Origin of the sequence: Nostoc sp. (genome assembly GCF_036919895.1) — a bacterium.
Lineage (GTDB): Bacteria > Cyanobacteriota > Cyanobacteriia > Cyanobacteriales > Nostocaceae > Nostoc.
This window is the reverse complement of sequence record NZ_JBALBW010000136.1, coordinates 21,931-35,492: the sequence shown is the minus strand read 5'-3', so window position 1 is coordinate 35,492 and position 13,562 is coordinate 21,931. Positions and strand designations below refer to the sequence as shown.

Below are 13,562 nucleotides of genomic sequence, written 5' to 3'. Positions count from 1 at the left end.
TGCGGCATAGCTGCGCTTAGAGCGTAGCGGGGCCTAGCCCATTACGAATTATTTCGCCTTCTCCAAAATAGATTTTTGTTGCAACCAATCCTGACCGACTTGGATACTGACATCCGAGCCAAGATTGCCAGTACTTTCCACACGCACTTCGCCAAATCCCAAAGTGTTGCGAATTGATTCGGCACTGTCACCATCTCCTTGTTGGGCGACAATATGAGTCACATCTAAAGGTTCACCCCATGCCTTAGCTATATAAATGTTACGATATCCAGATTTTTCCAAGGCTCTAATTAATGGTTGAAGATTAGAGCGATCGCCACCTGTACTATCTTGAATTGCTACACGCAAAGAACGTGGATCGGTCGTCGTCTGCTGACTCTGTTCTGACTCTAAACCAAAGTGTTGAGCCATGAGTTTAGCAATACCATCTTTGTTAGGCAACCAATAGCTAGCATCAAACTCGCCTTTCTCGCTAAAGCGACCTGGCAACATTAACATTTGCATATTAGAGCGATTAGTTCGCACCCCAAAACCCATTAGCGCCACTAACTCCTCAACCGTCAAATTGGTGTCGATGTGGTCTTTAACTACATCCAAAACTTTAGGTAATTGAGCAACAGTAGTTGGGTTGAGTGTTTGATCCATCAAAGCCCGAATGACCATTTGCTGGCGCTGAATCCGACCAATATCACCAAGTTCGTCATGGCGAAACCGCAGTAATTGCAATGCCTGATCGCCGCCGAGATGCTGCTTACCCGCCTTCAAATTGATGTACAAATGTTGAGAATCATCTTGATACTTCATATTTTTGGGGACATAAACTGTTACGCCACCCAAAGCATCAATTAGCTTGGCAACTCCCAAAACGTTAATTCGGATATAGCGATCGATTCCCGCACCACCTAAGAGATTACTGACGGTTCTGGCAGTCAAAGCTGGCCCGCCGTCAACATTGGCAGCATTAATTTTTTTCACCCCATACCCTTCTATTTGTGTGCGGGTATCTCTGGGGATAGAGAGCATAATTATTTTTTTCGTCTCTGGATCGAATTTAAGCAAGAGCATTACATCCGAAAGACCATCAAAGGAGTTTACCTGGGGCTGGTATCTGAGGTTTTTCGTTTCTGGGGGAGGGTTTTGGATATCCGGGGGAAGTACACTCATCCCCATAACTAAGAGATTCACTGGGCGAGTTAATTGTGAAAATCGCATCACACCTCCAGAAATGCGATCGCCATCAAAGGCCGCCTCTTCCTGTGGACTTAGCTGGGCTTGCTGCAAAGGCGTACTAGTTAAAGACACCGCCAAAAGTGCCCCAGCTGTTGCTGACACCATTGCAATCCCACTCATCCCTACCCAAAACCACAGCCAACGTCCAGATTTTGAGTTTAGAGCAATTTTTTTATTGGACTTTGAGGCTTTTCCCGACTGGTTTTCTTCCGCCGAACTTCTTTGAATGGTCACAGACTTCCTCACACTTACTCAATAATTAAATTCGGTAAATTTGCAGACCAAAAACATCCAGACAAATCAACCCATAATAGCTAACTCTTAATTATCAGTGCTAACTTTTTTAATGTAGTGTCAACCACAACACTTATAGCAGCATTTTTCCTTCTTTTGGGAGAATCTAGAGATGTTTTACTGAAGTATGGCAATAATAAACTGGATTTGACTAGATATATAAATGAATCAACCGTAATTTTTTATTAAATAAGTAAAAACACTGATAAATTATCACTCTAAAAAATTAAGATAAATACTTGCCAAACACTCGTTCGGCTAAAGTACTAAACCCTGGTAAACGCCCAGATTTGCCCTGTGCCAGGCGCAAAATCAACCAGATACTCACTAAAAAGTAACCCGATGTGAGAAAGCTATTCAGGATAAATAGACGTAGCGGAAAAAAATCTGAAGTTGCGGCTCCGGTACTTAATAATAAATATCCCAACAGCCAAGTAAGTGCCAAAGTAATAGACAGACGACTAATAGCAAGTTGTTCCCGACTACCCTGGCCACGATAAAGAGTCCACAAAGATGGAAAAAAGCCGATAATCGGAATCAAATATAAAAGCAACTGGGTATTGGGTATTGGGTATTGGGCATTTATACTGAGCGAAGTCGTTGGCGCAGCCTCTCGTATAGAAGTATTGGGCATTGGGAAAGCACTTTCTTTATCCCCTTGTCCCCTTGTCCCCTTTTCCCCTTGTTCCCACTCCCCATTCTCTTTCGGTTCAAAATTTTCCATTGAGGTTAGTCTAACTCCTAAACTAGAGGGATGAATAAGACTCATATAGTTAGCGATAATAAGCTGTAAAGAAAGATTTAACTTAGTTCTATCCCGCAATTAGCTCAAAATGCAGACACGCAAGCTACTCGACTGGTGGCAAACATTCACACCAATAGCGCGAATCGTGGCGATCGCGTTATTCGTTCCGCTGCTAGTTCTAAATGGTTGGGCACTTTCGGTCTTTTTTAATTATTTCCATTCTCTCATAGTCATTTTAGTCGGAGCCTCAGTCCTAGCATTTCTGCTCAACTACCCCGTAAGTTGGCTGGAACATCATGGTGCTAAACGAGATCAAGTTGCCATCCTAGTATTTCTCCTGGCTTTATCGGTTTTATTGGCGTTGGGTGTGACACTTTTTCCGTTGGCCCTTACCCAAGCTCAACAGCTGGTGGCTCGTTTGCCAGAATTGATCGACTCTGGACGCTCTCAGTTAATGATATTAAACGAAAAAGCTGAGACTTTTGGCTTACCGATTAACCTCGATGCTCTGGTAGTGCAAATCAACGATCGCGTCAAGGGACAATTACAAGCGATCGCTGGACAAGTTTTAAATCTGGCGGTAGTTACAGTCACAAGTCTTCTAGATATCCTCTTGACGATGGTTTTGACTTTCTACCTTTTACAGCATGGGAGTGAACTCTGGGAAAGTTTAGTGGAATGGCTACCTTCTAAATTTCGCGATCCTTTCTCGAAAACAGTCCGCATGAGCTTTCAAAATTTCTTCATCACCCAGTTGATTTTATCTACCTGCATGGCCTCAGCCCTCATTCCTACCTTTTTGTGGCTAAAAGTACCATTTGGGCTGCTATTCGGCTTAACTATTGGTTTGATGGCTCTTATACCTTTTGGTGGCTCTGTGGGCATCGCTCTAACTACATTATTGGTAGCACTGCAAGATTTCTCAATGGGTGTGAGAGTGTTGATAGCAGCATTAATCGTACAGCAAATTCTCGAAAACTTAATTGCCCCCCGAATTTTAGGCAGTTTTACAGGTTTAAATCCAGTTTGGATTTTAATTTCAGTTTTAACAGGGGCAAGAATTGGCGGACTTTTGGGTGTAATTGTGGCAGTACCCACAGCTGTTGTGATTAAAACCGCTTTAAGTGCCTTGCGTCTTGGAGGCCAGACAAACGATAGCGGTACGGGGGAAATAACTGCACCCGTTGCAGCCAACGAGTCCCCGAAAGCTGACGCTAACAACACATTGAGTATTTCTGAAGCGACATTACCTTAAAATTAAATTTAAAATTCAAAATCAAAATATTTTGATTTTGAATTTTTTACCATGTCAATTTTAGATTTGAGATTACTTGCTAAAAGCCCCACCTACAAGTGACGTTAAACAAACTAAAATCGTCAATCTCTTAGCTGACTTTTCACGGCATGTGGAAAAGGCCATTTTGAGGGTTTTCCAAGCCCTGATTTTTCCGTTAGCTATTTTCATTAACTTAGAGCTATTGAGAATTAGCCTGTGGAAAAATTCACGTTTTTTGGGGCTTGAGGACTTCCCGTGAAAAGTCAGAATCTCTTAGTTGTGTTTATCTAGATAAGGATTGTTACAGCGCTTCCGGCTATTATGCATACAGTTTTACTCTAGCCTCTCTCCTATCACAGCTTTCAGCTTTGAGGATGTACCTCATAGCCGCCGGAAGGGCTGTAACCCTCTTCTGTCACTCTCCGAGAGGGCGATCGCTAGAAGCCTCATGAGGCAATCAATACAAGCTATACTATTAGAAAAAATGGGTCTTGTATTTGTTATTAGAAAATAATCGTGCGAGCGCTTGCTATACAAAAGCTCTAGAACTCAGAAATGGCAAATGTTTTCTGAGAGTGACAGAAGAGGGGTAAGGAAGTTTCCGCAGTGAAGGATAACTTGTGTGGATGGGGCGTTAGTTGGTTGGAATGGGTTAGCGATCGCTAACCTCTCACAGATGAGCCTTTCTTAATGAATTTACCTACAAGATTATCCACCTTGATAAACTTAGTTGAATCTTCTTCTGGGGTATCGAAGTTACAAGCGATGGTGCTGTAGTCTAGTGTGGTAGTGCCGCCATAGATAGAATCATTGTAAATGCCGCCACCTTTACCAGACTCTTTTTTACCAGAACTAAGTTCAATCCCGAAAGCTCTATTGTGTTTGATAATGCTCTTGCTTACTATGAAGGCACCTTCATTGTAGATGCCACCGCCAAAGTGTGCCTGATTGTTACTAAGGGTGCTATCACTCACGTTCAGAAAAATCTGAGAATTAACACTAGCAAGATATACATCTATTCCTCCACCCTCTTCTTTCGCCGTATTACCACTGATGATACTATGATTTACTGTGCCATCACTATATGCGTAAATGCCGCCGCCATCTTGTGCCGAATTACCACTAATGATGCTGTAATTTATTATACCATTAGCATCTATGTATATACCGCCACCACCATCTTGTGCCGAATTACCACTGATGGTGCTGTAACTTACTGTACTTCTAGATAAAATGATACCGCCGCCGTTCTCACCCGCCGAATTATTGGTGATGGTGCTGTAACTTATTGTACCTCCAGATGAAAAGATACCGCCGCCGTTAGCAGGAACCGAATTATTAGTGATAGTGCTGTAACTAAGGGTTACATTTATTAAATAAAGACCGCCGCCAAAGTCTGCCGAATTACCACTGATAGTGCTGTGACTCACTATTCCATTTTCTAAATAAATACCACCACCAAATTCTCCCGAATTGTTCGTGATGGTGCTATCTATCACAAGTACGCTGTTAGAGTTGGTACCATTTTTCAAAGGTTGGACAGAATAGATACCACCACCAAAGCTATCAATTTCGTCACCTATTATATTACCAGTGATGTTGCTACCTTTCACTCTGAGGCTGCCAGTGTTGTAAATACCACCACCATCGCTGTAGTAAGAGTAAGAATCACCAGCCGAGTTGTTACTAATAGTACTGTAGTTGACTGTAAGGCTGCCAGTGTTGTAAATACCACCACCCGCGCTGATGGTGTTTTCTTGTGTATCTAATGCATTATGGTATACAGTATTGCCAGTGATGATGCTGTTATTTAATGTAAGAGTACCTTCATTGGAAATACCACCACCCCCTGCCGTGCCATTATTGTAGCCATTATATGTATTGGTAACAGTCAGCCCGTTGATTACAGCAGTTACAGCAGTGGTAATATCAAAGACACGTGTCGCACTATTATCACTAATAGTTAGTAAGTTGGGATTTGTGCCTTGAATGATTGTGTCATCTGTGATATTTAGACCACTACCAGTCAGACTGATGGTATGAGCAAGTCCATCGTTAAACAGTCCACCAAAATTGATGATGTCTTTTCCTTTTAGGGCATTAGCATCTAGAATTTCCTGCCGCAGTGAACCAGCACCACTATTGTTGGTATTAGTAACGGTGAATGTAGCCATTATTACTACTCCGATTTTTTATTGAAGTGTATAAAATTGTGTTCAAGTAGCATTTTGATAATACTATGACTTGTAACTATTTTTTCAACTTCAGAAGGAGTATTTAGGTATGAGTTTTTTAAAGAGATCAACTATTACAACGAAGGCAGATTGCTCCTGAGAAGCCAATGGTGAAGTATGCACGGTGGGATAGCTTGTGTGGATAGGTGAGGTGTTGGTTAATTTGAATGGGTAAGCGATCGCCTATGATAGAAAGAAATCGCCTCAGCAATGCGAGTTATGTCTTATGTCTCTGACAATCAAAGACTTAGAACAATTTTAATTACAAATTACGTTAAATTATTTGGTCAATGTGGGTCAATGATGGAACCCATAAACAAAATACTTCCCGTTTGATTATTCCTAATAGCACAGAAGAAGGGACGATCGACAATCATTCGGAATGGTTCTGGTTCCTGTCTCAAAGATGTTGCAACTATTCCCACTGAAGTAGCCGCAGCCGCTTCAGTCCCTTCTTCGTTCACTTCGACAAAAGTTTTATGCTTAACTTGGCTAATGGCAAAATTTTTACCCATGCCAGAAAAATTAGCTTTGTTGCTGAAAGCCTCTTCCATGCCTAAACTTTTCAAGGCATCATTGAGTGTAACTTCGTAATCTGTTTTAAAGCGTGGTAGCCTAATAAAGCCTTTTTGTTTGTTGAACTGAGTCATCCATTTTTCCCAGTTTTCAAAACTCAGGTTTTGATATAAGGCTTTCAGATTAGAGTTCTGTTTGGGAAGGAATATATAAAAACTGGTTTTTCCATCTTTACCATAAGGTAAACTAACTGCCTGAAATTCTTCATTTTCATAATATCTATAGTCACCTTCTTGTGACATCATCAGGTGTTGTTTTCGTCTACTAGGTGTGATGTAAAAAGGGTATTGGGCAGTTTTCCTTTTGTCAAATTCGTTACTCCAATTACCTTTAAAATATATGGCATTAATTAGAAACAATACTTGATTTGGTTCAACTTTTTCAACTATTTTAGTAATTTTACCTTTAGTATTTTCTTTTACCCAGTTATTTATAATACTTGACGCTGCGGCATCTTTAAAGTTTAAATTGCTAACCTTAGCTTGATAGAAATCCTGGGTTCTTTTGAGGAAATCTGGTGCAAAGCTAACATCTTGATTTGCCCAAAGCGAGTTAGCAATACTCAATTGTACTTTTGCATCCTGATTGTCTAAAAGCTGCTTTAATGCCGCCGCGTAAGCAGAATTGATTTCTGGTAGATTCATTCCCTGTAATTCTAGGGTTTTTGCCATTGCTTGTTGAGTTGAGCCGCTAGCGCCGTTGTAGGTCATGGCGAGAGCGATCGCTATACTCGAAGGTGAGATAAAAATATTGTTCTCACCTTTATCGTCTTTCAGAACTTCTGAAAATAGTTTGAAGCCAAACTTATTGCTAGACTCAACTATTCTTGTATCAGGGTTGACTGTTTTTTTTTGCAATGGAGTTTCTGGTTGAGGTAAACTAGATTGGGCAAGGGCGCTTTTGTTACTCTCAACTTGAGAACACCCTAATACACTGAATAGAACAACACTTGCAGCTGCCAGAGCATAACGTCTGCCTAGACTCACACCATAACGTCTTTGCAGAAAGTTTTCTTTTGCGTCACTAAATTTTTGTCGATTCATTCTGCTACCTCAATTGCCAAAGATTCCCGATCTGTGCTTAGAGTTGACGCAGATACTGTGTCAATGATTAACTATTGCATTTGCTCCAATAGAAAATGGGACTGTTACAGTTTTTGTAACAGCAAGTTAATAGCTTAGAGAAATAAAACACGACTTCTTCTATCTGCTAATTCTTAATTAGGGCGGCTATGCAGAGGAATTATGAAAAACTTCGATTTTTAGGAATTTTTCTATTTATCAATAACAGTATTGTAGACTACCCAATCACAAAATAACCCCCGTTATTGGTTTTTAAACATAAAATCACGTTTCTCAGTTCACGAAATACCAAACTTTTTTAGGGACGCACAGCTATGCGTCCCGATAGGATAATATTGTTCAAATAGATAAAAACGCTGTAATGACACAGATACAAAGATTGTGCGCTCCTATTCTAATTGATAGGTACACTCCACCAAGCTAAACTATAAGGTTGAGTTGCTTCATTGAGCTTTTGACGAAACTGAACGCGGATTTTGTAATTGCCTGTAGCAGGAACGGGGCAGAAAATATGTTCTACACTATCAATTGGGCTGATTGAGGAGCAAACAGCACCAGCATCGGAATTTTGAGCATCAGCTTTTACTAAGTATAGGTCGAGATTATTTAAGCCGCGATCGCGAAAATTTTCGCCCACGTCATATTGCTGGTTTTTATTTTTATCGTTGAGTTCCACCAATCGATCCCAACTCAAGGTAACAGCAACAAAACTCCCCTGCTTTAATGGTTTTGCTAACACATAATCAACAGATGCTCCAACAGCGACTGTGCCATAATCCCAACCAATAGCCGGAACCGCAGCTGATGGCTGCCATTGACCAGCACTAAATTGCTCATAAGCGCGAAATGCGTTCAAATGACCCGCTCCCATTTGAGCATCCAAAGGAATTTTTGGATCTTTATAAGCATCAGAATCTAGCCAGTTTTGATTTTGTTTATCAATTAGCGTCCGGCTCATTCCTAACCGCAAGCCATCACCGCTATCTTGAATTTTGTCTGCTGAATTCAGCAATACAGATTTCATTACTTGATGATGCCGAGAATCGATGCTCCAGTGGGGTTGTTTTGTCCTTATCTGTCGGTCAGCAAATTCCTGCAATAGAGCAACAGTAGCCGTAACTTGAGGCGCTGCAAAACTCGTACCTGTAACCTTATTCAATTTACCATCTGGATTCAGCAAAGGAATATTATTCCCAGGAGCAACTAAACTGATAGCACGACGGCCACCAACATCAAATTCCCTTCCAGCAAGCCTTCCACTCACTCCTTGGTTAGCACCCGCTAGATTAGCCACATCTACTTTGTTAAAAACTCCCCCTCTGCTGGATGAAAAAGCCACGTTCATTCCGTTAAAATTATCTGTAGGAATGGGAATACCGCCCTTACCTTGGTTCCCTGCGATCGCATACAAAACATCATGAACACGGCTAGACCAGTCAACACATAAAGTTAGCAAAGCATTGCCATCTAAAACAGCCTCTGGTCTAGGATCGCGGCTCAGAGGTTCACCAAAGCTAAAGTTAATAGCACGGACATCGCCACTATTTTGTAGCGCTATGTGCTGGGCCGATAAACACTCTTCTGGCTGACCCATATTTTTAGTGGAACCCACCGCAGACGAATACAGTCGCGCTCCAGGAGCAACTCCCGGCAAAGCTTTGTATTGGCTTACCATCATACCAGCAACGTTGTAGGCGTGGGGGTCAACACCAGTATTTGATTTAGCTGGAGTATTACGTAAAAATACTGCTGCTAAAGATATGGCGCGATTTTTAGACACTGCCTTATCCCACCCAAACATTCCCGGTCGGCCAATTTCCACTTGACCAATAGCAATTTTACGACCGATTAAATTATAAGGAGCTTGGTGTAGCTTCAGAGCATCAATGCCGTTGGTTCCCAGAGCAGATTCTAAAGCTGAAGCAATTACCGGCGCACTCAAACAAGAAGCACTTAATCCCCAAATTATCCAGGTTAGTTTTTTAGTCATTAGTCATTAGTTATTAGTCATTGGTTATTAGTCATTGGTCATTAGTCATTGGGCATTGGTTATTTTTCCCCTACTACCCACTCCCAAAAAAGCCGGGATCAAAGTTATGAGTCTTGCTCAATGTTTTGTTACAATGCGTACAGACGAGGACGCTTAAAAACCCACTAGCCATGACCCAAAACCTATCTCAAAAGCCCATTGTAATTTCTCCATCCATCCTATCAGCCGATTTTAGTCGTCTGGGTGACGAAATTCGCGCCGTAGATGCCGCCGGAGCAGATTGGATTCATGTTGATGTAATGGACGGTCGTTTTGTACCTAATATTACGATAGGCCCTCTGATTGTGGAGGCGATTCGTCCGGTTACAACCAAGCCACTGGATGTCCACTTGATGATTGTGGAACCAGAAAAGTATGTAGAAGGATTTGCTAAGGCGGGTGCCGATATTATCTCCGTACACTGCGAACATAATGCTTCTCCACACCTGCACCGTACTTTGGGGCAAATTAAAGAGCTTGGTAAGAAAGCTGGAGTTGTACTTAATCCTGGTAGCCCTCTAGAGCTAATTGAATACGTTCTAGATTTGTGCGATTTAGTACTGATTATGAGCGTCAACCCTGGTTTTGGTGGTCAAAGCTTTATCCCAGGTGTGTTACCCAAAATTCGCAAGCTACGTCAAATGTGTGACGAACGCGGTCTTGACCCTTGGATTGAAGTGGATGGGGGACTGAAAGCAAATAATACCTGGCAAGTTTTGGAAGCGGGAGCTAATGCAGTTGTCGCTGGTTCAGCTGTATTTAACGCTAAGGATTATGCTGAGGCGATTACATCAATTCGCAACAGCAAGCGTCCTACCCCTGAATTAGCCAAGGTTTAATTCATTTTTAGATTAACCATTCTCTACAAAAAATAGGGTGGGCAAATTGCTCACCCTATTTTTATTTACACATAAAAAACTGGAAGCTATTCAAATTTTGAACTTCCAGTAGTTGTTATATAAATTGAAAATTTAGAAAGCTGAGATAATCCAGGTTGGGAGGACTAGGATTAGAATAGTTGAAAGAGAAGCGTATGACCTACTAGTTCCACCAGCCACGACAACGATTTAACCGTAACTTTTCTGTTTCTGTTCTTGTTATTGGTGTTAAGCGTTTGCTTTATTAACTAAAGCAACACCAACCACAGGATAGAAAGTTTTATAAGCATTACTCGCATTGTCTGCAGTCAATGAAAGCTGTGTAAAATTTGGATTGGGGGAATCCACCTGCCCAAATTCTCTTTGCTCAGACTTCCTCAGAAAAAGAACCACCATTAGCAACGGTTGAATCGTTTGTCTTGGTATAGGAGTTATTTACTCCATGAAATAGTGACTACTTTTGTAATCAGTTTGATTTATTTCATAGTCAGAACTAATCATTGATTTTATTTTTTAAACTTAACTTATTTGCCGCTAATCACCTCTATTTGTATCGAAGTTGTAGTTGTTATTAGTTTACCAATGTTGTAAGTATATATATTGCCATTTTGGCAGATTTTTGCAAAAAAATATCAAATTAATCACTGCGATCGAAAACCTACCATGCTATAGAGTTTAAACTCGCATGGTAGGCTCTCAGACACTTAATCAAGTCTAGAGCAGAATCTCTTGATTCCAAATTGTTTTTAATTGACCCCACAACGTTTCAAGGAAATATCTTGATTAACTTCTGGTTTTAATGACGATTTCCTTGATTGATTTTCGTTAATTGGCTGTCCCAATCTTTGGTCTAAACCACCACGAGTTTCTGTTTTTTGTTTTCCAACTACTTCCAGATAAGCAGGTCTTGAATCATTAGCGTGTTTCAGCATTTTTAGATTTTCACTTTGCTGTTGTTTTATTCTGTTGGCTTGAGAGTTTTCTTTCAGTAATCGATTGTAGGTACGGTACGGAATGTAATGGAGAGGATTATAACCAGCAAAACGTAGCATTAAAACACATGCCCAAGAGTACTTTCCAGCAATAATCGCTTCAACTACTTTATCAAATTGTTGAGCCTTTACTGTTGTATCTAAGTTACTACTAATACCAGCAATGTCTTGATTCATCATAGTGTTTAGTTATCCTGGATGAAGTAAACTAGTTATCTTTCTACGATTATTGGCGTTTCAATTAAGGCTTACAAACTGCATTAACCTTTTTACAGCTGTTAAATCGCTTTCGGGAAATTATCAGCAATTTGGCGGTGTTGGATGTTGACGTGAGATAAAAACCTATCAATCAACAGATGCGTACATAACTTTCCCAAACTCTGATTAGCTCCCGCAGCTTTGAGCGGTAAAGATACAGGCTGAAACTTCTCTGCTGTTTGAGCTTTACCTTGGTGCAGTTAAGCAGACTTTTAGTAATTTTGGCTGATAACTCCCCTAATAAACTAGTTTTGGCAAGAGCTAGCTTGTAGTAGGGATACAAATTATATAGATTCATTGCTGAACTGTCCCCTTGGCTTGAGGTTTCGACTGCATTTGACCTGATGATTCTTTTAATGAACTAACCTTTAATTAAAAACAATCAAGTTTTTAATCAAGTTTGTTGGCTGCTCAGTCCTAATTATCCAGATTCCCTCCGATGAATTGAGGAAATTTTGCTTAGAGCTTTTTAGTAAGTGAAAGGTAAAAATTTATCTTTTGTCTTCTCCTTTGACTGGTAGGACAAAAGTCTCAGCGTAGCTCTTGGTAGATGTAGTTTTGTCCTCTGAAACTTTATTGACTCCTAATTCAATAAATTTCCTCTGTTAAAATGCCTGTATTTCTTACTACTGCTTAATTAAGCAATTTCCGGCAATTTTTTATATTTTTTCGAGTAGTGGAAAAAATTTATTTATCCTTGGCTTTAACAATGTCATTCGTATATATACTATTTTTTGTCGTTAATGTCATCTACTAAGTTAGTAGATTTATAAGTTAAATTTACTGAATGTATTTAGATACGTACTTGCGGATTGTGCAACTTTTAATTTTGTCCTCCTTTGCGAATTCTTGAGGGGTCTGACCCCCCACACAATCTCAATTTAAACCCTTTATTATTGTCGAGTAACTAAAAAATACTACCATTAACTATGATGTAAAACAACTTCTCAAAATAGTAAAAGCTAAATAAAAAAACGTTCTCAACCAGGTGATTGAACATATTTTTTTAATAAGTTCAATTAGATAATGATATTTGTTATCCTTATATTTCTGGATTTTCAAGAACTACAGCTTTAGCATACCTAAATAAACTTGCTGTAAACTACTTGTGAATATCTCATGATTATCAGCTAGTAATCATAGATAGCCTAGTTTGGAAAAAACTTACTGGTTAATGATAATATAGATAACTATTTTTAATTATTATCAATTGAATAAACTAATAAATATATAACCATCGGTTATATAGGGATGCAGTTTTATTTCTGAAAAGATACGTAGGGGAGCCAGTCGCGTGGGCGGGGTTCCCGACTTGAGCGACCTGGCGTTGTCTTTTCCGGAGAGTACGGCACTAAATCCTTGATAATGGTGCGTTACGAACTTTGTTCTAACACACCCTACAATACTAATTTTGTTCAAAAATCAAATAGTAATTCTATATATGTAAAATATTAGAAAATTTAGTAATAGAGACAAAGCCGATTAACATATAAAACTGTTAATTTCATTCAGTAGTAACTTTTATATATATTAATATTAAATAAAATTATAAAGTTGAGACTAAGGATGTTGCCGCAGTTAGGCTAAATACTAATAAAAATCGCCAATTGACATGAGTTAGTGATGAGTGCTTTGCTCAACAAAAATACCTCGGTCTAGAACAAAGATATAGTCAGCATAGAGTAGTCTGGAGTTCTCAATCCTTCAACTCTTACCATTACTGAAATTTTCCTTCGCTTCCGGAAACACTCGGAAAATAAAATCACCAATCTAGACTCTGCTTTCTCAGATTAAAGATAGGCTAAATTTGGCAACACTTCTGCATATATACAATACTATAGCGGTTCTCATTTGGATGTAAGCTAGAGCTAACTCCCAGCCCCTTCCCTTGTAGGGGAGGAGAGTAAGATTTAAAGCATCTCTCCTTTTAAGAAAGAGGTTTAGAGAGGAAAAGTGTATTACATCCAA

Annotated in this window: 10 protein-coding genes; 2 read left to right on the top strand and 8 right to left on the bottom strand. The window is 39.8% G+C overall.

The genetic code is table 11. The annotated features are described in order from the left end of the window. Positions 1 to 48: 48 nt before the first annotated feature. Both V7K55_RS26740 and V7K55_RS26735 read right to left on the bottom strand, forming a co-directional pair. Complete coding sequence (locus tag V7K55_RS26740; protein WP_334836278.1) at positions 49 to 1,464, bottom strand: LCP family protein; 1,416 nt, start codon at positions 1,462 to 1,464, stop codon at positions 49 to 51. Between the two features lie 286 nt (positions 1,465 to 1,750). After that, positions 1,751 to 2,248, bottom strand: coding sequence for a hypothetical protein (locus tag V7K55_RS26735; protein ID WP_442949120.1), 498 nt, complete (start codon positions 2,246 to 2,248; stop codon positions 1,751 to 1,753). 109 nt (positions 2,249 to 2,357) lie between these two features. Between V7K55_RS26735 and V7K55_RS26730 the strand changes: the two genes are divergently transcribed. Continuing rightward, positions 2,358 to 3,524 carry an AI-2E family transporter gene (locus tag V7K55_RS26730; RefSeq protein ID WP_334836275.1) on the top strand — a complete coding sequence of 389 codons (1,167 nt, stop codon included), beginning with the start codon at positions 2,358 to 2,360 and terminating at the stop codon, positions 3,522 to 3,524. A gap of 683 nt (positions 3,525 to 4,207) precedes the next feature. Here V7K55_RS26730 and V7K55_RS26725 read toward each other — a convergent pair. From V7K55_RS26725 to V7K55_RS26715, 3 genes are all read right to left on the bottom strand, one after another. Continuing rightward, a complete protein-coding gene (locus V7K55_RS26725) occupies positions 4,208 to 5,719 on the bottom strand; it encodes a beta strand repeat-containing protein (RefSeq protein ID WP_334836272.1) in 1,512 nt (503 codons plus the stop codon). Between the two features lie 347 nt (positions 5,720 to 6,066). After that, a complete protein-coding gene (locus V7K55_RS26720) occupies positions 6,067 to 7,398 on the bottom strand; it encodes a serpin family protein (RefSeq protein ID WP_334836270.1) in 1,332 nt (443 codons plus the stop codon). A gap of 433 nt (positions 7,399 to 7,831) precedes the next feature. Beyond that, a complete protein-coding gene (locus V7K55_RS26715) occupies positions 7,832 to 9,427 on the bottom strand; it encodes a S8 family serine peptidase (RefSeq protein ID WP_334836268.1) in 1,596 nt (531 codons plus the stop codon). Between the two features lie 170 nt (positions 9,428 to 9,597). On the opposite strand from V7K55_RS26715, the gene rpe reads away from it, so the two are divergent. Beyond that, the gene (rpe, locus tag V7K55_RS26710; protein ID WP_114081048.1) at positions 9,598 to 10,305 is read left to right on the top strand and encodes a ribulose-phosphate 3-epimerase; all 708 of its coding nucleotides are present in this window, start codon (positions 9,598 to 9,600) and stop codon (positions 10,303 to 10,305) included. 267 nt (positions 10,306 to 10,572) lie between these two features. Here rpe and V7K55_RS26705 read toward each other — a convergent pair whose 3' ends face one another. From V7K55_RS26705 to V7K55_RS26695, 3 genes are all read right to left on the bottom strand, one after another. Further along, entirely contained in the window at positions 10,573 to 10,740 is a 168-nt protein-coding gene (locus V7K55_RS26705) for a hypothetical protein (RefSeq protein ID WP_334836265.1), read from the bottom strand. A gap of 350 nt (positions 10,741 to 11,090) precedes the next feature. Further along, positions 11,091 to 11,513, bottom strand: coding sequence for a HetP family heterocyst commitment protein (locus V7K55_RS26700; protein ID WP_334836318.1), 423 nt, complete (start codon positions 11,511 to 11,513; stop codon positions 11,091 to 11,093). Between the two features lie 172 nt (positions 11,514 to 11,685). Further along, complete coding sequence (locus tag V7K55_RS26695) at positions 11,686 to 11,892, bottom strand: hypothetical protein (RefSeq protein ID WP_334836263.1); 207 nt, start codon at positions 11,890 to 11,892, stop codon at positions 11,686 to 11,688. Positions 11,893 to 13,562: the final 1,670 nt, after the last annotated feature.